20 protein-coding genes and 1 pseudogene are annotated in these 20,792 nt (G+C 43.6%); 14 read left to right on the forward strand and 7 right to left on the reverse strand.

Translation table 11 applies throughout. From position 1 onward, the window contains the following. Window positions 1-42: 42 nt before the first annotated feature. Entirely contained in the window at window positions 43-6,780 is a 6,738-nt protein-coding gene (locus AB204_RS02440) for an SNF2-related protein (RefSeq protein ID WP_053067819.1), read from the reverse strand. 79 nt (window positions 6,781-6,859) lie between these two features. Here AB204_RS02440 and AB204_RS22220 point away from each other — a divergent pair, with 79 nt between their 5' ends. The 6 genes from AB204_RS22220 to AB204_RS02470 all read left to right on the forward strand — a co-directional run bounded on the left by AB204_RS22220 (window position 6,860) and on the right by AB204_RS02470 (window position 12,060). After that, entirely contained in the window at window positions 6,860-8,530 is a 1,671-nt protein-coding gene (locus AB204_RS22220; RefSeq protein WP_053067820.1) for a hypothetical protein, read from the forward strand. A 33-nt stretch (window positions 8,531-8,563) separates the two neighbouring features. Beyond that, entirely contained in the window at window positions 8,564-9,595 is a 1,032-nt protein-coding gene (locus AB204_RS02450; RefSeq protein WP_047961779.1) for a hypothetical protein, read from the forward strand. A 257-nt stretch (window positions 9,596-9,852) separates the two neighbouring features. Beyond that, window positions 9,853-10,740, forward strand: coding sequence for a DNA-processing protein DprA (locus AB204_RS02455; RefSeq protein WP_047961780.1), 888 nt, complete (start codon window positions 9,853-9,855; stop codon window positions 10,738-10,740). Window positions 10,741-10,969: 229 nt separating this feature from the next. Further along, a complete protein-coding gene (locus tag AB204_RS02460) occupies window positions 10,970-11,350 on the forward strand; it encodes a hypothetical protein (RefSeq protein WP_047961781.1) in 381 nt (126 codons plus the stop codon). 62 nt (window positions 11,351-11,412) lie between these two features. After that, a complete protein-coding gene (locus tag AB204_RS02465) occupies window positions 11,413-11,613 on the forward strand; it encodes a hypothetical protein (RefSeq protein ID WP_047961782.1) in 201 nt (66 codons plus the stop codon). A gap of 57 nt (window positions 11,614-11,670) precedes the next feature. Next, window positions 11,671-12,060: a hypothetical protein gene (locus tag AB204_RS02470; protein ID WP_047961783.1), complete on the forward strand. Its 390-nt coding sequence runs from the start codon at window positions 11,671-11,673 to the stop codon at window positions 12,058-12,060. A gap of 466 nt (window positions 12,061-12,526) precedes the next feature. Here the strand turns inward: AB204_RS02470 and AB204_RS02480 are convergent, their stop codons facing one another. Together AB204_RS02480 and AB204_RS02485 are read right to left on the reverse strand one after the other, a co-directional pair. Further along, window positions 12,527-12,778, reverse strand: a complete 252-nt coding sequence (locus AB204_RS02480) for a hypothetical protein (RefSeq protein ID WP_047961785.1) — start codon at window positions 12,776-12,778, stop codon at window positions 12,527-12,529. Between the two features lie 464 nt (window positions 12,779-13,242). Then, entirely contained in the window at window positions 13,243-13,446 is a 204-nt protein-coding gene (locus AB204_RS02485) for a host cell division inhibitor Icd-like protein (RefSeq protein WP_047961786.1), read from the reverse strand. A gap of 645 nt (window positions 13,447-14,091) precedes the next feature. Between AB204_RS02485 and AB204_RS02490 the strand changes: the two genes are divergently transcribed. The 4 genes from AB204_RS02490 (at window position 14,092) to AB204_RS02505 (ending at window position 16,075) form a co-directional block, all read left to right on the forward strand. Further along, on the forward strand, window positions 14,092-15,024 hold the full coding sequence (locus AB204_RS02490) for a hypothetical protein (RefSeq protein ID WP_047961787.1): 933 nt from the start codon (window positions 14,092-14,094) through the stop codon (window positions 15,022-15,024). Window positions 15,025-15,155: 131 nt separating this feature from the next. Beyond that, window positions 15,156-15,374, forward strand: a complete 219-nt coding sequence (ccdA, locus tag AB204_RS02495; protein ID WP_047961788.1) for a type II toxin-antitoxin system antitoxin CcdA — start codon at window positions 15,156-15,158, stop codon at window positions 15,372-15,374. After that, window positions 15,375-15,683, forward strand: coding sequence for a type II toxin-antitoxin system toxin CcdB (gene ccdB / locus AB204_RS02500; protein ID WP_047961789.1), 309 nt, complete (start codon window positions 15,375-15,377; stop codon window positions 15,681-15,683). A gap of 38 nt (window positions 15,684-15,721) precedes the next feature. Then, window positions 15,722-16,075: a hypothetical protein gene (locus tag AB204_RS02505; RefSeq protein WP_047961790.1), complete on the forward strand. Its 354-nt coding sequence runs from the start codon at window positions 15,722-15,724 to the stop codon at window positions 16,073-16,075. A 514-nt stretch (window positions 16,076-16,589) separates the two neighbouring features. Here AB204_RS02505 and AB204_RS22670 read toward each other — a convergent pair. The 4 genes from AB204_RS22670 to AB204_RS02525 form a co-directional block, all read right to left on the reverse strand. Next, window positions 16,590-16,916: a hypothetical protein gene (locus AB204_RS22670; protein WP_053067821.1), complete on the reverse strand. Its 327-nt coding sequence runs from the start codon at window positions 16,914-16,916 to the stop codon at window positions 16,590-16,592. Between the two features lie 123 nt (window positions 16,917-17,039). After that, window positions 17,040-17,369, reverse strand: a complete 330-nt coding sequence (locus AB204_RS02515; protein WP_152671485.1) for a hypothetical protein — start codon at window positions 17,367-17,369, stop codon at window positions 17,040-17,042. A 98-nt stretch (window positions 17,370-17,467) separates the two neighbouring features. Beyond that, window positions 17,468-17,848 carry a hypothetical protein gene (locus AB204_RS02520; protein ID WP_047961792.1) on the reverse strand — a complete coding sequence of 127 codons (381 nt, stop codon included), beginning with the start codon at window positions 17,846-17,848 and terminating at the stop codon, window positions 17,468-17,470. 728 nt (window positions 17,849-18,576) lie between these two features. Next, window positions 18,577-19,023, reverse strand: coding sequence for a hypothetical protein (locus AB204_RS02525; RefSeq protein WP_047961793.1), 447 nt, complete (start codon window positions 19,021-19,023; stop codon window positions 18,577-18,579). Between AB204_RS02525 and AB204_RS02530 the strand changes: the two genes are divergently transcribed. The 4 genes and pseudogenes from AB204_RS02530 to AB204_RS02545 all read left to right on the forward strand — a co-directional run bounded on the left by AB204_RS02530 (window position 19,004) and on the right by AB204_RS02545 (window position 20,734). After that, window positions 19,004-19,240, forward strand: a complete 237-nt coding sequence (locus tag AB204_RS02530) for a hypothetical protein (RefSeq protein ID WP_047961794.1) — start codon at window positions 19,004-19,006, stop codon at window positions 19,238-19,240. The genes AB204_RS02525 and AB204_RS02530 overlap by 20 nt on opposite strands. 172 nt (window positions 19,241-19,412) lie before the next feature. Next, a pseudogene (locus AB204_RS23350) lies at window positions 19,413-19,922 on the forward strand (DNA adenine methylase); the annotation flags it as partial. Window positions 19,923-20,198: 276 nt separating this feature from the next. Beyond that, window positions 20,199-20,450, forward strand: coding sequence for a type II toxin-antitoxin system Phd/YefM family antitoxin (locus AB204_RS23355; protein ID WP_047961820.1), 252 nt, complete (start codon window positions 20,199-20,201; stop codon window positions 20,448-20,450). Beyond that, on the forward strand, window positions 20,447-20,734 hold the full coding sequence (locus tag AB204_RS02545) for a type II toxin-antitoxin system RelE family toxin (RefSeq protein ID WP_047961795.1): 288 nt from the start codon (window positions 20,447-20,449) through the stop codon (window positions 20,732-20,734). The genes AB204_RS23355 and AB204_RS02545 overlap by 4 nt, the downstream gene beginning before the upstream one ends. The last annotated feature ends 58 nt before the right edge of the window (window positions 20,735-20,792 follow it).

The following is a 20,792-nucleotide window of genomic DNA, read 5'->3' on the forward strand; positions in this document are numbered from 1 at the left end:
CGATTTAAATGCGCCCCAAACAGGGCGCAACTCCAAGATTAATTATTCATGTCTTTGAATAACAGCTAAAATTTTATCCAGCGGATGTTCTTTCGAGATAAGCCACCAGCTACCGGCCAACTCATCGCTCGGATTACGGCCATTATAATAGGTGGCGCTGAAATCCACTTTCAGTTCGTCTTTTGCCTCAAACAGCGCACCATCTTTGCCCCTGATATCGTTAAAGCAGTAACAGCCATCGGGTGCATAGTCATAACGGTTAGCCCCTTTACCGCCACGAATAGCGGTGATGTTGGTTTTTACAATAATATTATTTTCCAACTGAGCGATCCGCATTTTTTGGGTTTCTTGTTCTATCTGGGCTTTTTCGGCGTTGGCTTTATCCACCTCCTCCTGAGAAATCAGGCCCGCTTTTAGCTTGATTTCATCCCAGCGTCCGACGCCATAACGTAATTTCTTATAACCCTGATTAATCTCCGAAAACAATCCATCATGCCGCTGAACGTTCAAGAAATGCGATTCGGTAATGTCGTGTTCTTCAATAATGCCCAAAGCAACAGCATCGGCAAAAAGAGTAGCGAAATTCTTATCGTATCCAGCTGTATTTTCAAAATAATTGTCTTGGAAAGACCGGAAATTCGAAGTTGGGAATGCCTGCACTCGTTCGACAACCGAAGCCAGACTGGAGTTCAGGGACGATTTAAACACCCGATATTCTTTATGGGCTGCCGCTTTACCCTGCTTGGCGACGGCATCGTTGAGACGAGCCACAATCACCTGACATTGTTCAGCAAACTCCCTGTCAAAATCAACCGTATTCCGGTACTGGCTGGGGACAGAAAACGTCCGATAACCAAAAGCATTCTTAATAAAATGACTGGCATCATACTGTCCGGTTTCCAAAAAATGCCGTAATTGTGCCGACCCAGAGCCAGACATATTCTCTGACTCACTGCCGTAGTTGCTTAACTTATCCGATATGTATTCAGCAACCAGTTCAGTAATCAATGACGGGCTGGCCGTTTCACCGTAGCTGTCGATGGCCGTTCTATAATCCGTGCCAAACAAGGCGATTAGGAATCCAATAGACGAAGCACGATAGGAACTCCCTCGGTAATGCTCTGCCACTTTCGATTTCAGTACCTCATCGTTGGCGTCGGGATAAACAATATTATCCGCATTCTCTCTCAACCAGTTTGAAAGCATTCCATTCAATTTATGGGTGTCAAAGCTCCCCTCTGTTCTGTAAAACACATCATAATCTTTCAATACCAGATCGCCAGATTTGAGGTAAGCATAAAATTGCTGTCGGTTAAGACGTGAGGCGACATCGCTAATACTAACCCCGCCAAACATCCACGTTTTCAGCACCAGCTCACTGTCAGAAAAGTCAGCTTCCGCCTCTAAAGACGTAACAAGCGTAGCCGCCGCATTTCTGAGTTGACCATTCTTATCATCACACCACAATTGATCGACCGTGGCGATACCGGTATCAATATTGATGGCCTTCACCCTGACCAAAAACTGGTCGAAGTAATAAGACCCCTCACGATAGGGCATCCGACAGTAATAAACCCGACCCGTACGCAACAATCGCTTATCTTTGTCCACATAATACTCGGCGGCGTGCTCTAAAATATCCGGTTCCACATCCAGATAACCGGCGTCAATCGCGTGTTTAATCTCCGGGCGTAAGCGTTTGATTAAGTTTTCAGACTGACGCATACGCACCAGCAAACGCTCCTGTTTGGTGATCGCATCCGTATACTTTGCAATCTGTTCCCGCAACATTTTTTGCGCGTCTGGCGACTTCGCGTGTCCGTCTTCCAGACGGGCTTTGTTATCGTCAATTTTTGCCTGATAATCCTTGATGGTATCTTCCACTGACTGCGAATCGCCCTTACTGGCGTGTTTCGCCTTCAGATAATTAGTCAGGTCAATTTCCGCCCGCTGTTTGGCTTTGGCCTTTGCCAATGTTTCCGCTTTTTCGATCTGCTCACGGCGCACCCGTTCACGCTCTTCCGGATCGGCGGCTAACAGTAAACGCATTTCCTCCGCATTATTGGCATCGGCATTCGCCATAATTGCCTCATCCGACGTCAGAATATCTTTGATCCAGTTGGCTTTGCGTTTCAGCGTGTCAAGGCGAAACTCATCAAATGACCCTTGCCCACAATAATAATACGCCTTAACGCTGGCACTACTGGAACCCACGCGCGCCCCGCGTCCGTTGCGCTGATTCAGTGAGGCCGGTGTCCAGGGCAATGTTAAGTGGTGCATTGCGGTGGTGCCGATATGCAGGTTAATTCCCACTTCTGCCTTCTTATTACAAATGATGATCGGCGTTCGGCCTTCATTGTAATCGGCGGCGATCTTTTCTAACCCGCCCAGTGACACGTCGTTCTGCGCGGCCACATACTCATCAAAAGCGGCTTTCTGCTCATAATATTTATTCAGCTGGTCGGGTGTCGCGTCTTCTTTCGGCTCTGCCGGGCGTTTGACTTTCTTCAGCTTCTTCGTATTGGATTTGGCTGCCTGCGCTACCGTCGTGGCGTTCAGAATACCGATGTCCTCCCGTTTCATGCCCAACGCCTGGGCGATAATGCGGCGCAATTTTTCATGCTGGGTTTTTTCATCCGAAAAGATGATTTGCTTACCGCCCCCTACCATACTTTTTTTCAGGTTGGCAATTAATTTGGAGTATTTTGGCGGAATGGGATGTGTAATATCATCTTCGCTCAACCCAAACATACCCAAACGTTGAATGACTTCCTTTTCATAGAGTTCAGAGACGACCAGAGCAACAAATTTCCCCTCTTCCCGCACAAGCGCCTCTGCGCTGGCGGTGACCGTTTCGTCATCGTCATCATCCGTATCCGTGACACTGAGGGGCAAATCATCCCGTAATGCGTTCACGGCGTTCAGATGCGATTTATCAAAACGGAAGGTGATTGTGCGATTATACAAATCCGGATCGGTACACACCCGGTCCATATCCCGGATAATCGCAAAAATAGAATCTTCAGGCTTTTCTTCGTACCCGTCGTATCTCGCATCCCGTTCTTTTTCTTCTTTGCTTTTTGATAAGGCGTCCGCCCGCAGGCGCAGTTCTTCATAAACCGCCTGCTGATATGCCGTCATGGGCACCGATTCAGTCTGAGGCACCACATCGGGGATAGCGACTTCATTGGAAACGTCCTTTGCCTCTTTTAAGGTCGCCCAGCGATGAAACAGGCCGCGTAACCCGTCCAGATTCTGGAACCCGACCAAGCCTAGTTTCGTTTCAATCTCACCCGATATCTTTTGCACCTGCACGGATTCGGTCATCCCGAACACCTTCACGAAGTCATCCGGCGTGTAGATCCCCATGCGTTGCCATTCCGCCATCGGAATGACATGCGACAGCATATTGAACGCATCAATCGGGCTGTTAACCAACGGCGTCGCGGTCAGCATCACGGCCCCACGACCATTGTTATTTTTCATCAGATAGGCGTTTTTGACGGCCATATCACGGGCTGACTTTGCCATGGCCGATGTCGGCAAATAGGCCAGCATGGACGCCTCACGCCCGGCGGCATAACTGTTACGGTAGTTATGACCCTCATCAATAATCGCGTTATCAAAGCCCATATCTTCAAAATAAGGGAAATCCTGCTGTTTCTGACTGCCGGTGTTACTGCCATCGGCCAGGATGCGGTTTTTCTTTTGCGCATCCTTGTGTTTTTGGCCGTCCAGATTGACGCGACCCGCTTCAGCTTGAGCAAACAGAAAATCATAGGCATTGTCCGTGATCGTCTCTTCCCGCAGCGGAATAGCCGCATACTGCTCTTTGGTCATGACCACCGCACGGTAGTTGGATTGCGGGATCAGGTTCATCCGCTCTTTAATCGTGGCGCTGCTGGCAATTTTAATCGCATTACGATACAGCGGTTCTCCCGTGTTCTTATCCAATTTCGGCTGGCCGTTCTCATCCAGTACCGGCACCTGACGATGATGGCCTTCATCATCAAGCACCTCATCCAGACCGACAAACAGAAAACTTTTCAGCGCCTCTTTGCTGTAGAACGACTGGGCTTCGTGATACCAGTTTTCCAATACCGCTTTCGGCACCACAATCGGGGTGCGTTTGCTGCGGCCATTTTCAAAATTGTAGGCTTCCAGGGCCATTCCGGTGGTGGTTTTCCCCAGTCCCGTGCCAAAGCCCAGTATGCCCCGGCCATCTTCGGAAAGTCGTCTGACTTCGGTATTCTGATAACCGAATGGGGTGCGTTTTCCAGAAATCCCACTGAGATTCAGGCTGGCGGCGGAATGCTCATACGGAATATACGCATTGAAGGCATCGTTATATTGCTGCACAAGACCGTCTATCTCATCATGCTGGCGGAGCCAGACGTTGAAATCCTCTTCTAAGCGTTTGATCCGTTCCAGATACACGGCCTCGTTCTGGCCGCGTGGCTTAATACCATTGAGGTAATTTTCAAGCTGATCGGCAAACCCGTCTTTGCCTCTGACGCGTTTATACTGAGGGATCGTCTGCCCCGTGTCCTTGTCTTTGGTCATGACGGTTTTGTGTCTGTAGCCGACAAAAACCCCATGCTTACCACGATAACTCAGATCAGAGACAAGCTGGCCTTCCTCTACCTCGACTTTCTCAATGTATTTCAGGGCGTCATAACCTTGCTCGTTTAAAAACTCCAGCATCAGACGGCGATCCATCCAACGCGAGTTCAGGGAGAAAGTGATGTTATCGACTTCCGTCCATTTACGTTTGTTCTTAATTTCCACCAGCTGGCGCAGATAGTTTTCTTTCACCGCCCCTTCACGGGTGTAAGGTAAAACGGCCAGAATCTGGCTGTTCATTAAACCAATATCGCCGCTGGTGGCTCTGTCCATCGGCAACACGTTACCGTCAGCGGAAATGGCAACGCCTTCTTTGTCGGCGAGCCATGCCAGCAACGCTTCATCATCAGCCGGTAATTCTCCGGTATAATGGGCGCGAAATGCCGCCAGCGTAACCGGGTCTAAATCGATTTGACTGAAGAGGTGGCGAATGACCGCTTCCGGATCGGTGCTGTCGTGAGCGTCCTGCACACCAATATCTAACGTGCCTTGTATCAGATCCGACAACTGCCCGTCTTGGGTCACACTCGCCTTGAACTTTAACCAGTCCGCCGCCCCGCTGCCGGACACATTGACACGCCGTCCATGATGGGGGTTCGCGCCCCGCGCCACCTCTTGGGTAATCAGCTGTTCGACCTCAGCGCGCCGCGTTTCCAGCTTTTCGCCCGCCGCACCGGAGGCCATCAGATCCTGCATCACCGCGATACGTTTGCCAATGACGGAGCCGCGATAGGCTTTTTCACGTACCGACGGCGGTTGCATCCGGGCAAACGTGATGATTGAACGGTATTCGGCGGGGAGTGTTTCGGGATAATTACTTGCAATGGCAGAAATCTGCTCAAAAGTGAGACTCAATAACCCTTCAGACGTAGATAAGCGCTCCGATAGCTCTTCATACGTTGTGACGCCGTAACGCGTTGGATCGAGTTTCGTGGCCTTTGCCCCGGCATCATACACCAGGCGGCCGGATTCCATCTGATACCAGCGACCATTGATAAACCGCTTTTCGCCCTCTGCCATCGGTGCAACATCCGGTTCTATCAGGTTGAGCGCGGCCCAATCAATGCGGGATTCAAACTTATGCGCAAGGTTACGCTTCATCTCACCCGCTGTTATCTGATCATTCTTCACCACCAGCCGTTTAAATTTGCCTGCACCTTCTATGCTGGACTCACCGTGCTGAAATTTTCGGCCTTCCCGCTCAAACCATTTCCCGGCAAGGTACGTCTCCCACAGCACATTCGCGGATTTCAACGCGGGTTCATCGGCCATCAGGATTTTTTCGGCCAGATCGACCGGATGCTTTCTGAGTACCCAGATATCCACGGCGGTTGCCGTGCCGTTCTCTTCAAACGTGCCTGACGGTAGACGATGTGCCCCTAAAAACTCCGCCTTACGTGAAACCTGTTCACGTAACTTGGTGTAGGTTTTTCCACTGGTCATGCCATAGGGAACCACAATGCAGGCCAATCCGTTCGGCTTAATTTTGTCTAAAATACGGAGAACAAAATACACCCCCACGTTTTTAACGTCTGAATACTCCGGGTCTAAATGGGCAAAACCGCCACGACTGGCACCAAAGGGCACATTACCCAGACAGCTATCAAAGTAATCATCAGGAGTATTGGAGGCGAGCTTTTCAAACGGGGAGATGGAAACCTGATCTTCAGGGTGCAGCAACTGATTAATCCGGCCTGATATTTCACTGATTTCGGTTGAAGTACAGATAACGCCTTTGGGTTTTGTTTCCTGAAATACGCCGGTGGCCGCTGAAGGCTCCAGCATATTGCCGGTATCAGCACCATAGGCTTTCATCATTTCCCACATGCCAGCGGCGACATGCTGGGGGGTGTAGTATTCATATTCAGAACCGCCAATCCCCCCCAATCCGGTATAACCTGCCAAGATCTGGCGCTGTTCGTCCGTTAGTGTATATCCATCAAAATCAGGCGGGAGTGAATCAAGCAAAGCAATCGCTTCAGCATTGGCTTGTTTTCTCTTTCTTTCAATACTGACCCCCGCTGATTTTGTAATGCCAAAGCTGGCCGGTGATCTTGTTAATGAGGCGGAACGGATAACCCTAATCAGTTCAGCAATGCTGGTCACACCTAAAAACAACGAAGGATCACTTTTTGTCGAGGTTAATTTATCGCCCAATGTTCACGTCTCTAAATAAAGGTTTACTAGAATCGCCAATTCTAATAAACCTTTAATTTATGACTGGCGGGGAATAACCGTGAAATCCAAAACGTCGTGGTCGCCAATAGACATTCTGCGCAAGTTACTGCCCGCTCATGCTGAACGTGATGACTTGCACGGCGTGCCTATAGCAGGCAGTAACGGGGCGATCGTTTCCCGTTCGGGGATCGCGCTATATAAAAATGATGATTCAGATGTGTTTACCTCCACCGGCGATGAAATTCATGCCAGTACTCAGCTTCCTGAAGAACGGTTATCGAAATACGCCATTTTAAGCATGATGGCGAAATCCCCCACCGTTGCCGCCGCACTGAATATCCACATTTCCAATGCGTTAAGCATGGACAAAAAATCCCGTTCCATCATCACCATTGAGCCCAAAGACACTGCGGATAATGAACTCAGTCAACGCTGTAAAGAACTGCAAGGCGATCTGGGTAAATTAATCAACGCAAACCTGCCCAATTGGGCCCGCATCATGACGGTGTTCGGTACATCATACATCCGGCCATATGCGGAAAAAGGGAAAGGCATCATAGCACTGGAAAGTGACTATCATACCCTGCCCCATTTTGTTCAGGAGTTTGTGCGCGGTGGTCAACTGGCGGGATTCACCGGCGATTTTTTACTGCACCCTGAAACCTATCAGCGTGTCATGGCGCAACCGTGGGATCTCATCACCATGAGACTACCAATATGGGTGCCCAGTTATGACAATCGGCCAATGATGTATGGCAGTAACGGGTTTAGCCTGCTCTCTTCCATCGACGCATCACCATTACGAGAAACCCAAAATTACGGTGCCAGCTTTCTTGAACATTCTTATGAGGCATTCGTCAACCTGTGTGATGCACTGAAGGCGCTCAAAGCCACCCGAAATAACGCGGCCAAAATTGACCGCCTCGTTGCCCTGACAACAAACACACTCGATCCCGTGCAAGCCGCCAGCTACACACGCTCGGTGACACAGGGATTAAAGCGGAATGCGGTCGAAATCCAGCGCCGCATGATGAACGGAAACGCCCTTCCCACCGTGATGAACCATGTGATCCCGGTCATGAGTGACGGGAAAGGCGGCATTGTGATTGATACCCAAACTATCCCTGCCGACATTACAGGGATCGAAGATGTGATGTTTCATTTACGCCAGCTGGCCGCGTCACTGGGTATCGATGCCACGATGCTGGGATGGGCAGATCAAATGAGCGGGGGCCTTGGTGAAGGCGGATGGCAACAGACATCAAGCAGTGCGGCTGAACGCAGTGATTGGATACGCCACGGTTGCGCGGAAGCGATTTATCGCATCATCGATATTCACTGTGCCTTCAAATACGGCAAGGTTTTTCCGCCCAATGACCGCCCCTACCAGATCACCTTTAATTCCCTGAATACGGCCATTCAGGAGCAACGAAACCGCGAACTCGATAGCCGGGCTAACTATTCTGCGCAGGTTGTGACCGTGGTCGATGCCCTGCTCAATAACCCGAAAATGAGTGGTTCAGACACATTCATGCAGTACACCTTGGCCGACACAATGGAAATCGATCCCGATACCGCTCAGGCCATGATTAAAGAATTCAAGGCCACTCAGGACGATAAAGAGAACAACGACATGATGGAATCAGTCCCATTCACCGGAGCTGAATTCGATATCGAATCCATGAGCCATGAAGAACTTAAAACTCTCTTCAAATTTATTACTAAATAACCTCTGTTGTGCCGACTTTTGAGGAAAAAAGATATGAATAATTTAATGACCGTCACTGACCGCTTTTCGGTAATTGACAACATTCGCAAACACACCCCACAGAATGCCAGAAACTATGTACTCAGTTCGGTTAAAGCATCACTGGAAAGCAACGAAGTTAAAGAACGCATGGCATTAGGCGAACTCTACGGTTTCTATGGACATAACCGGCGCGAAGAATATTACAAACGCACAGGAGAGTTACGACTACCTGAAACCAGTTTTATCATGATCGATGGAAAACCGGTCGCATTGGACAATGTACCGTCCAACAGAACGGTCGCGATTAACATCGACGATTCAGGTATTATTAGCCACTCTCAGGAAATATTAGACACGGATACTGGCCGAATTGTTAAAGGCATGGAACGCTCACGAGCTGGGGGTTGGAGTTGGGTCACTGGCGGGTCAGACAGCCCTTGGAAATCTGTAGTACGCCGTTTTTACGGTTTCGATTATGTCACTACCCCCAATTACATCAGCCTCGATCGTGAAATCATGATGGCGGAATCGGCATCAGACCGGCAAAGCCACATTGTCCTGGCATTCGTTAACTCAGGTTTTAGCGAAAGCGCCGCCATTGACCTCTCCGACCATTTTGAAAAAATGCGTGAACGCGACATGATGATCGAATCAGTAAACCGCGCCCAGACCGCTGAAGGGGAGTTGTTGGTTTTATCCGGTCGTTTATTGGAGCTTAACCAAAAAATTGAGGCACAGGATGCTATGCTGGAAGCTGTACAGCGAAACAATGACCTTCGCAAACGTTATCTCCAATCCGCAATAGACAAACTGCCGGTATTCCTTTCTGAAGAACAAAAAAACGCCATGTTACACATGGAAACGGAAGATGATTTACAGATCGTTGCCGCCATTTTCGAATCCGTCGGCAACGTTGATTTTGGCCGGCTTCCATTAGGCCAGATAACGGGCTATCAACCCGCTCCGCATAAACGGACTTCAAAATCACTCAGCCAAGCCCCTATTTTTTCGTTAAAGACGCCAAGGCCACCGAAATTTAGCTAAGGACACTGTATAGGGATTTCTGCCTCGCCTAATATTAGACGAGGCTCGTGTTAAGACTGAGGTAGTTATACTCGTATTTTGTCGGGCGTTTGATACGTATTTTTGATACTCATTTCACTTAAAACTATGGGCTATTTACATACTCATGTAAGCCTATCTCACGCATGACCATTGGTATACACTAAGTTAAACTCCCGTGATTGCTTTGCCATCTATCTGATACATTTGGCGATGTAAAATATGTAAGAGATGAATAAATGTTACAGTTTGATTTCGGTTCTTCGGATGCTTTTGAGCGAGTTATATCTCAGTTTGAAGAAATGGCTGCGTATGAGGCGTTGTGGTCTGAGAAAGGTGCGACATTTAAAACCATTGCAGATAAATTTAGGCAAGCTCCTAATACGTTGCCCTCAACGCTGGTTACAAAAAGTGTTCGAGAAGATTTTAAAAGGATGTTGAGAGAGATTTTTGAACTCTATTCGGTTGATAATTTAGGAATTAGAGTTCATGGAACTAATGAGTATCCTAAAAAATTAAGAGACGCTCAAAATCCAATAGAAGTTTTTTACTATCAGGGAGGGTGGGATCTAATAAATACTCGCTGCATTTCTGTTATTGGTTCTCGTGAAGTATCTGAGGAAGGGAAACGGAGAACAAGAAAACTGACTAATTACTTGGTAAATGATGGTTTTACAATTATCTCTGGATTGGCTAAAGGGGTTGATACTGAAGCACATAAAACAGCGCTTGCATTAGGCGGAAATACAATTGCGGTTATTGGCACCCCTCTTTCTCATTTTTATCCAAAGCAAAATATTGAACTGCAAAAATTTATTAGAAAAAACCATCTCTTAATTAGTCAAGTTCCGTTTAAATACTATCTGGATAACGATTACAGGACAAACAAATTGTTCTTTCCTGAACGTAATATAACCATGTCCGCATTATCAGAGGCTACGGTTATTGTAGAGGCTTCTGATACATCGGGAACGCTGACGCAAGCAAGAGCTGCGCTTAATCAAGGCCGCAAGTTGTTTATACTGGAAAGCTGTTTCAAAAACAGCTCAATTTATTGGCCTGCAAAGTATGAAGCCAGGGGAGCTATCAGAGTCAGAGATTATCAGGATATCAAGAATTACGTGTGAAAGAAGCGGGACTAAAAAATGGCATTAATAATACGCACAGATAACACCATAGCGCCCGTTGACAAAAAGCATTTCGTCGATAAAGGGTACTTCAAACTACTCGCATGACCCAAAGGATTAATCATTCATTTTTCAATCTATATTGACCTAATTTCTAGGTCATTATATAGTTAGTACATAGCAAGGGAAACATCCCGGCTTCAATCCGACAAACCAAGAGGATTCTACTATGAACAAGTCTCAAATTTTCTCATCCGCTCACAAAATAGCCAAAAACACAGTTGCAACTGTTGGCAACTACATGATTGCTTTCTCTCTGGCTCTGCGTGATATCTATAGCTCAATGAACAACACTGAAAAAAAATTGCTCTCCATGGGATTCAAGGCATGGGAACGTAACGGTCATCGCCGTATCTATATCAACATTGAGCGATTCGAAGAAGTTTTCGGATTGAAAGTCAGTTTCTATAAAACAGGTAATATCAGTTCAGCCAAATTAAATGGTGAGAAAATATCTAACTCCAAAGCCTGTGAGTTAATCCCACTGAAAGCGTTTTATGATTGCGTCAATAACGAATGGAACTGCGGCAAACTGAAACCAATTTTCTAATGCAACCGAGGTAAGGGGGTTACACCCGACCTACATCCAACAAACAACTAGAGGATTTTGAAATGACTACTATAACTATTAATACCTATGATGTTGCCGGGCGTTTCGATATGACAAAAGAAGAGGCCAGAAAATGTTTTCAACACGTTGAGACGTTAGCTATTGATGCTAACTATAACGTAGATTACACAGAATCCCTATATACAGATGAAGAAAGCGAGAGATTTGTAGAAAAAGCATTCCAAAGTTATTATCCAGAATAAATAAACCAATCCAAATGAAGCCCTGCGTCAGTGGGGCTATTTTCATAAGGCGAATCTATGGACAATCGAGAGAAATTAATAAAAGCTGGCGAAATGATTTTTGGCAGCCAATGGCAATCCCCCATGGCTCGCCTATTAGGGGTGGACTCTCGTGCCGTGCGTCGTTATGTCGCTGGCAATTCCCGCGCCCCCATGACCTACCGATTAGTCGATTCGTTAAAACAAAAAAAACAAGAAATTGACGAGGCCATTACGTTAGTCGAATCAGATTTAATATCAGGAGATTGCGTCACGCCAGAATTGATTGAATCGATTGTATCGCGATACACCTATGAGAACGATGATCATCGTCAACTGGCAGTGGATGCCATCAAGAAATCAATTTACGAAATGGTTTACCTATCAGACTTAAATCAGATAGCCAAAAAATACTCATCTCAACAATAAGAATACAGGAAAAGTCCCCGTCAATACGGGGAACATAAATTAATAATCAATAGAAATGAAAATAAAAGCGGTTCAACCCCGTAAAACGGGGAAAATAAGTTGATATCCACCAAAAAGACGAATAACAACGGTTCAACCCCGTTTCACGGGGAACATAAGTTGATATCCACCAAAAAGACGAATAAAGATGGTTCAACCCCGTAAAACGGGGAACGAAATAACAATAAAAGTGAAAATAATAACGGTTTATCCCCGTTTCACGAGGAACGCCATAATCATAAAAATGAAAGTGGAAATTATAACGGTTTATCCCCGTTTCACGAGGAACGCCATAATCATAAAAATGAAAGTGGAAATTATAACGGTTTATCCCCGTTTCACGAGGAACACCAAATTAATCAATTTGAAAATAACAACGACTTATTCCCAATTCCCATTTACATGATGAACAATTATATTATAGCTATTATTCTGATTTCATCCAACCAATTAACCCGTCACAAAATTCATCGAACTGTTGATCTGACATTGGCCTGAATCGGGGAACGGTTTCTGCGGTACTATTCCCTGATGCCTGTTTTCTGGCATCAACTGCCCGACCCCATCCGTCAATTTGAGATTTAGAATATTTCCCTTGTAAAATATCAAAAATCTCATTGCGATTAAGCCTCAATGCAAGACAGATTCGTCTGAGATTTTGATTATTTCTTACAGACATAGTGAATTACCTTTTCAACATAATCGAAAGAGCCTTTCTAGCTTAATTTTAGGCCTTTAAAGCAATCCCCGTAAGACGGGGAACATGAGTTGATAATCACTAAAAGTGAAAGCACTACCGGTTTATTCCCGTCGGAACGAGGAACGTTAAAAACGTAATAATCAAAATAATAACGGTTAATCCCAGCATGACTGGGAACGCATTTAATAATACACAGAAAATTAGTTAACTCAAATGCAAGTTAATTTTTTTTGACTCAAATCACTAAACCCCAGAGCCATTTGCTCTGGGATGGCAGTATGTTACCTCATCCAGTTTTAACTCTTCTTTGCCATCCATATCACCCCACAAAAACCATCAACACAGCGTGATTATAAATATTAAAAGTTAAAAATTCCGAATAAAGTCAGTATCTTTAGATAAAAATGCCAAGAAAGTAAAATGGCACTTTATTTCAAGGCTGATTAAGCATCATGCTGAATAGGTACGCAGCCACCATAAACAAGAACATAACGCGGAGCAAGAATGCGGCGGGCTTCATACAATGATTCGGCTTTGATGGTTATGCGCTCTGGGATGGATTTTTGGTCAGCACGCACCTGCGCATAAAACAGGAATTTATAGGATTTTGGGCGCAGGTGTGCGCAATGATAATTATGATTAATCATGATGGTAATCGCTCTGTAATGGTAAAAAAATCACCACCAGAGAGGTTCCAATCTCTGATTGGTGGTGAGCTGAACGGAGTTGGAACTACCGGCCATTACAGCTACGGCGATTACCGAGGCAAACACTAATCCGGCCAACCTTGCGGTTGCTCCGCCCCGCCCACCATAAATTGGATGTGCATAGGCATGACACAAAAAAAAGACGCAAGCGCGTCTGTGTCGCTGTAATGGTTATCGGGGTTCCAATCCCGACAGTAGGATTTACTACTGCCGTTTTAAAATACCCCTTTCCAACGGATCATGTCAACAAGCCATTGACGTTAAATAATAGGGTTAAAATAAAATTCTAAATGAAAATTAGTTTTTAACTAAACATTAATATTTAAAAACAATATGTTATATAACACATAACATAAAAATCTAAATAATAATTTATTTATCGTATTGATCTGAGAATCAGATCGCGTGTAGGATCGCCCTTGCTACACAGGCTCGACTATCACAACACTGTATTAAAATCCAGTTAAAAATGTATAGGCAAAAAAAAAGCGCCAGTTCATTGCTGACGCTCTTCTTTTCACCTATCGGTGGCACTTTCTTGTCGGCAAACAAGGAAGCAATAACAATTTAGATTGGAAACAAAACATGCAAATTTCACGGGATATTATAAACTCACGCAATCCATACATCAAGAAAAACGGACAAATTTCAGGCTATGGCCTGAGTTTTATTATCAACCAATTACCTATTGATGTTCTTTCCCGTCCAGCCAAACAAATCTTATCTGTCGTCTCTGGAGTGGCTTCATCTACATCCGAGTACAAAATCTACAAAACAAAACGCAACCTCAGCCTAGAATGTGGGACTTCCATTGCTACAGTGCGTCGCAATCTAAATAAAGCGGTATCCGCCGGCATATTGACGAAAACCTATGTGTTTGATCCCCATGTTGGTCAACAAGCCACAGAATACAAATTCACTGATTCATTTCTAACCGTTGCGCTGGACTGCATACAGGCCATAAAAGGGTATGTACGTAAGGATATTCGTAAAATTATCAATTGTGTTAGACAGATATTTCAGGGCAAGTTTAAATCACAAATGCAACAGATCCCCCCCGATCAAAATGAACAGGGTGCCCCCGATCAAAATGAGCGGCAAAGAGAAGTAAAGCCCATAGACCAAGAAGAAAAGAAAAAGAGTATTCCGGCGAAACCGGAACCATTTTCTGTCAGTGTAAAAACAAGCACAACAGCCCTTGCTGAACGGGCAAAAACCAAAGCGCTTGATTATGCAGAAAGCGAGAATATGAAACACGCTGAACGTCGTTCATTGAGAGAAAAGCTCAATAACCTCGTTAAGCGTCAAACATTTTTATGCGCTCGCACCTCATCACAATCCACCCGCAAAAATCAGGGTGCGAGTGCATCCTATCGGGATCGGATTGATAGAGAAGCTGGACAAGCAAGACAAGAGGCAGAATTGCGTTTTGCTGCGGCAAAAGAAAGCGGATTCGATCCATTGAATACCGTGCGCAATATCATGAGCATTCATTTTGGCCGTAAAGCAACTTCGTGATGAGACGCTATGTCCCCAGGCGAATGAGATAGAACGACTACAATCTGAAATCTGATAAAAATCAGGTTGACTTTTGCCTTCATCAAATACACACTTTTAATGTATACTTAAAGTGTGTATTTGAGGTTATTATGAAACACAGAGTTAACGTAACAGTTGATAAAGAAAATTATCTGATTCTGAGTTCCGCCGGTGTAAATATTTCAGGTTTGGTTAATGACGTCATGACCAGAGAAGCCCAACGAATCAAAGCTGAAAGCTGGAAAGCCGACAATCGCAAAGGGATGGAAGAAGTTGCTCAATTTATTGAACAATATGGCTCATTTGCTGATGAAAACAGGAACTGGTAAATGCAATTTGTTGTTTATCAATACAAACGGAGCGGAAGCCAATATAGCATGTTGGTTGATGTACAAAGCGACATCATTGAAACACCAGGAAGGCGTATGGTTATTCCTTTGGTTAAAGCGCATCATTTTTCAAACAAGGTAAGCTGGCATCTATTTCCCATCATACAAATCAGCGATGAAAATTACCGACTTTTAACAACAGAACTTTCAAGTGTTTCAGAAAGCGTAATTGGAGAAAAAATCACTGATGTGGGCCAATGGTCATCAGATATCAAAGATGCGCTTAATCTCTTGTTTTGGGGGATTTGACCTTATTTACGATTTTGTAGCACGACCATTGGTATAAGATGAATCTAAAAAAACTTTTTGCCGTTAAACGACCTTGCGTCAACTGCCCTTTTCTCAAAGAACAGGGTATTGCGTTGCACAAGGGAAGATTAGAGTCCATCAAGAAGGGGTTGTTAAAAGACGATCAGAGCGTGTTTCAGTGTCATAAAACGACATTCTCCACGGGGGGTTACTATGACGAAGAACATGTTTATCACGCTTCCGGCAAAGAGTCTTTCTGCGCTGGCGCAATGGGTTGGTTGATGTTGCAGGGTAGCCCCAATGTTGCCATGCGATTAGGTCACGTTTATAGACTTATCGATTTGAATGAATTGAAAATTACAGCCCAATCAATATTGGAATGGAAGGAGTAGTTATGGGCCAAGTAGGTAATTCCTAGAATAGGTAAAAACCATCTTTGCAAAAATGGTCTTTGCTTTTCGAGAGTGATGATTAAAAATTAGTAAAAAGGATCTTAAATAGATTTTTTATGTCGTTATGACCTCATTACAAGTTTTCTTTATGTGTTAAGTTAATATCTTATTATTTAAATTTAGATTTATGGACTAACGGGAACATTCGTGCAAAAACTTGCGGTTTGAAATTTTAATTCCTCTATGCTGCGTATTTTTTTGCAAAAACGGAGAGTTATGAGAATCATGAGTGATGCTTTTCACTATGCTTTATTCATGAATTACAATTATCAGAACTCATTCTCGAAATTATGTTCTCGATTGCTTTTCACTATGAAAGTTTTGATGATAAAAACAATACAGTAGTATAGTAGTCCAACAAACTTTCACACGTTGTTATATTGTGTCATGTGACGCCAACAACAAGATGAAACCGCAAGTTTCTGCACGAATGTTCCCGCTAGTCCAACCCTTATTATTTATCATCGCCTCCTTTTCCACCACGACCAGCAGAGCTGCCAATACCTCCTGCATTTCCACCATCACCACCTGCACCACCACCTTTACCTTTGCCTCCGTTTCCACCATGACCAGCAGAGCTGCCAATACCACCTGCATTTCCGCCATTACCACCTGCACCACCACCTTTACCTTTGCCTCCGTCTCCACCACTGCCAGCAGAGCTGCCAATACCACCTGAACTTCCGCCATTACCACCTTTGCCTCCAGCAAAACTAGCAACAGAAACAGAAAGCGAAAGTATTGCAACTAATAAAGCTGATATTAATTTTTTACTTTTCATAGGAAAAACCTCATTATTTTAAATTAATTAATATGGTATTATAAATAAACCCTTTTTCACTACAAAAAACTATTCTAATGCTCATTCCTTCCGTAATTTACTATAGTTATCATTTCCTCCATTTTAATCATCTCTACCTCTTCCACCATCACCACCGTTACCTGCACGCCCGCCAATGGAACCTCCATCCCCCCCTTTCCCTCCATTACCTCCTTTTTTTCCAGTACCAGCGTCCCCTCCTCTTCCACCATCACCACCCTTTCCTCCGACTATACCGCCCTTTCCTCCATCCCCGCCCTTTTTTCCATCCCCGCCATTTTTTCCAGCTTGGCCATCTCCCCCTTTCCCTCCATCACCTACTATTGCCCCTCCATTTCCTCCTCTATCTCCATTGGTTCCATTTCCGCCATCTCCAAACCAGCCTCCATCTTTTCCTATCACCGAGGCTGCCATTGAATTGCTTCCTGGAACAAAAAGTGAAAACATTGCGATAATAAAAATCGTTCTAAATTTTTTGCTTATCATAATTAATACTCCATATATTTATTGAGTTATATTGCATCTCCCCCTTTCCCTCCATTTCCGGCTTTACTACCAATACCACCTGCATTTCCACCATCGCCACCATTCCCCCCACCGATACCTTTACCTCCTTTTCCACCTTTACCTCCTTTTCCCCATAGCCCTCCATCTACTCCATCTACTCCGTCAGCTCCATTACTCTCATTAGTTTTATTATCCTTATTAGTTTTATTATCCTTATTTATCTTATTGTATTTGTTTTTATTACCAATTTTATTGTTTTCATTAACTAAAAGCAGTTCATTATTCTGAGATAATAATACTTTTGATGAACTGTGTGCATAAGAGATAGATATCATAAATATCGTCGATGCTAGTGATATTCTAGTTAAAATTTCTTTTTTGTTCATATATCAATTCCTTAAAAATTATTTTATTCAGATAAGAAAAAACTCAATTCCTTAAGATATGATAATGATATTCATTTTTATATCATTCTTTTTTCCATATATAATAGATTAAATATTATATTGTAATCATGTTTACTTCTGCTTTTCTTATTTGTCAATTCATTTTTCAATATAGAATAAATTAGAATAAATCGAGTTATTTATAAAAATATATTATGACTATCAGGTAATTGTTTTTTATCCATTTTGCCACCTGTTTTAGTTGATTAGTTAAACATAATCTAAACAGGAAATTGCACAAATTTAGAAACAGGGTTATTTTACTCTCCACGAAACACCACCAGATTTATACAAAATCTGGTGGTGTTTTTTAATTCAAATCTAAATAAGCCTGATCAGGAGGTGATAAGAGGTCATCACCTACAAAAGCTCTATCACGTTTTACTCACATTCATCATGGACGTACTGACACGTTGACCGTTATACGTGGAAATGCGATAAACGGGGCTGGTGCATTAGCCTTCTACCTGATAGTCGAACGATATATTACACAGACTGGATTTGTGTTCACATTTTCAATTGCCATAGGTGTCGCATTGTTGGTTACTTTCTTTATCCTTTTTTTAAAAAAAACTTCCTTGTTGAAAACAGTTATATTACGGATCATCAACATGATGACCTAATAATACGGGTTGGCTGAAATGGAATGCAGGTCGCTACAGGTAACATCATGGATTTTCACTAAATACCTGTCCCCATGTCACACCGTCAAAATCCCGGCATCTCAACATTAAAGTCATACCAAGTAACCCCACTTTGTCAAAGCCTAATTTCTTCCAAATGGGATAAGTTTGCATACTATTGATCTGCACTGTTTCAATAGGAAAATCAGAGTCTTCAATACAGGCTCGCAGAAACCCTTTTCGGCGATCCGGCTTTGGGAAAGCTGCAAACATAATAGAGTGGAAGAGTATATGTCCATTTTCGTCACGCCAGGCATCGGTGATCACCCCACCTTCAACATTCTCTACATAAATCAAATGCAACGTTTCAGGGTAAGATATCTCTAAGCGTTCATCACCAAAACCGTCACCATCCTGATTATAAATATCAACGATGCGTTGTGCCTTGCTGATAAAATCGGGATGCTTTCCCGTGATAACTTGTACTTTCATCAATCCTCCTGCAAAGGGTAACGGACGTATTTTATACTATAAGAGACAGGACAGAGAAACCATTAAACTTTTCTCTGCTCAATTCGGTGTTGCATTTCGTGAAGAAATAAACCTGATCCGTGAAATCATCCAACAATACCTACGTGAAGTTGCAGAACGTGAGGCACTTCACTCTATCCTGTATTCGGGTGATAGGATGGCAAAAATCAACCATTAACTGATGTTGATCTGGACGAATTTCTGTGAACTACAAAATTTGTAAGGAGTTCACATGAAAGAAAGCAAACGTCGGAGTCAGATTCATTCATTGTGTACCCAATTTGAGTTCTGGCAATTTTAAACGATCACGAATATATGAAACTCAAATGGAATCCAACGCATTGAAATACATGGGTAGTAAATCGCGCATAGCAAAATATATTGCGCCATTCATCCTAGATCATTTAACGACAGATGTTGTTTATGTTGAACCTTTTGCAGGTGGGATGAATATGGTTAGTCACATAAACAATTTTCACACGGGTACAGTTATTGCTGCTGATAGCCACGAGTATTTGATTGGAATGTGGATGGCTTTGTTATCTGGATGGAAACCACCAACATCAATATCGAGAGAACAATATTATGAAGTAAAAAACAATAAAACTGAAATCCCTCACTTAACTGGTTGGGTTGGTTTTAATTGTAGTTACGCGGGGAAATGGTTTGATGGGTATGCTGGAGTAACACAGACTAAAACAGGTATTCGTGATTATCAATCAGAGGCTATCAACAACGTTCAGCGACAGTTGACTAAATTAGATGGTGTAATATTACAGTGTTGCGATTACAGGGAATTAGATATACCCGATGGGGCTGTTGTTTATTGTGATCCTCCATACGCGAATACCACAGGATACCAAGATTCATTTGACTCAGTTGAATTTTGGGAATGGGTTCGTAAGTTATCTAATAGGTGTATCGTGTTTGTGAGTGAATATACAGCCCCAGAGGATTTTAATTGCATTTGGTCGTGCGAATTAATTAGTAGCATCAGTGCAAATCATCTATCTGGAACAACAACAAGATCAATCGAATCATTGTTTGTTATTAATAGAGATCGAAATAAAAGTAAGTGCCAGAGCACAAAAAATACAGAAAAGAAACTTGTTAACAGGTCTTATTGTGAGGATTTTATGGCAAACTTAATTTTAAGTGATACCAGTGCAAGTATTAGCGAATTAAAGAAAAACCCAATGGCGACAGTAAATGCTGGAGCGGGTTATCCTGTAGCTATTCTGAACAGAAACCAGCCTGCATTTTATTGCGTCCCCGCTGAACTCTACGAAATGATGCTTGATGCAATTGATGATCAAGAGCTTACCAGATTAGTGAAAGAACGTGAAAACCAGCCGTTAATCGATGTTGATTTGGACAAATATCTGTGATTTATAAGATAAAATTCAGGGAAGATGCGCTAAAAGAGTGGAACAAGCTAGATCAGACTATTCAGAAACAGTTCGCTAAAAAACTGAAAAAATGCTGCGAAAATCCACGCATTCCACCCTCTGAACTACGAGGTATGCCAGATTGTTATAAGATCAAACTCCGAGCATCTGGCTTTCGCTTGGTTTATCAAGTCATAAACGGACAGTTGATAATTGCAGTGATTGCTGTCGGAAAACGTGAACGTAGTGATGTGTATAGTTTAGCCAGTGAGCGGTTACGATAATCACTATCTCCATACAAATAGGCGCATATCATTGCGCCTATTTTTAAATGCGAACAGT

It is taken from the genome of Xenorhabdus khoisanae (assembly GCF_001037465.1).
Classification (GTDB): Bacteria; Pseudomonadota; Gammaproteobacteria; order Enterobacterales; family Enterobacteriaceae; genus Xenorhabdus; species Xenorhabdus khoisanae.

Coding starts and splice junctions, on each gene's coding strand:
- AB204_RS02450 (WP_047961779.1), top strand. CDS start 8,564: ATGAATAATTTAATGACCGTCACTGACCGCTTTTCGGTAATTGACAAC.
- AB204_RS02455 (WP_047961780.1), top strand. CDS start 9,853: ATGTTACAGTTTGATTTCGGTTCTTCGGATGCTTTTGAGCGAGTTATA.
- AB204_RS02460 (WP_047961781.1), top strand. CDS start 10,970: ATGAACAAGTCTCAAATTTTCTCATCCGCTCACAAAATAGCCAAAAAC.
- AB204_RS02465 (WP_047961782.1), top strand. CDS start 11,413: ATGACTACTATAACTATTAATACCTATGATGTTGCCGGGCGTTTCGAT.
- AB204_RS02470 (WP_047961783.1), top strand. CDS start 11,671: ATGGACAATCGAGAGAAATTAATAAAAGCTGGCGAAATGATTTTTGGC.
- AB204_RS02480 (WP_047961785.1), bottom strand. CDS start 12,778: ATGTCTGTAAGAAATAATCAAAATCTCAGACGAATCTGTCTTGCATTG.
- AB204_RS02485 (WP_047961786.1), bottom strand. CDS start 13,446: ATGATTAATCATAATTATCATTGCGCACACCTGCGCCCAAAATCCTAT.
- AB204_RS02490 (WP_047961787.1), top strand. CDS start 14,092: ATGCAAATTTCACGGGATATTATAAACTCACGCAATCCATACATCAAG.
- ccdA (WP_047961788.1), top strand. CDS start 15,156: ATGAAACACAGAGTTAACGTAACAGTTGATAAAGAAAATTATCTGATT.
- ccdB (WP_047961789.1), top strand. CDS start 15,375: ATGCAATTTGTTGTTTATCAATACAAACGGAGCGGAAGCCAATATAGC.
- AB204_RS02505 (WP_047961790.1), top strand. CDS start 15,722: ATGAATCTAAAAAAACTTTTTGCCGTTAAACGACCTTGCGTCAACTGC.
- AB204_RS22670 (WP_053067821.1), bottom strand. CDS start 16,916: ATGAAAAGTAAAAAATTAATATCAGCTTTATTAGTTGCAATACTTTCG.
- AB204_RS02515 (WP_152671485.1), bottom strand. CDS start 17,369: ATGGCAGCCTCGGTGATAGGAAAAGATGGAGGCTGGTTTGGAGATGGC.
- AB204_RS02520 (WP_047961792.1), bottom strand. CDS start 17,848: ATGAACAAAAAAGAAATTTTAACTAGAATATCACTAGCATCGACGATA.
- AB204_RS02525 (WP_047961793.1), bottom strand. CDS start 19,023: ATGAAAGTACAAGTTATCACGGGAAAGCATCCCGATTTTATCAGCAAG.
- AB204_RS23355 (WP_047961820.1), top strand. CDS start 20,199: ATGGCAAACTTAATTTTAAGTGATACCAGTGCAAGTATTAGCGAATTA.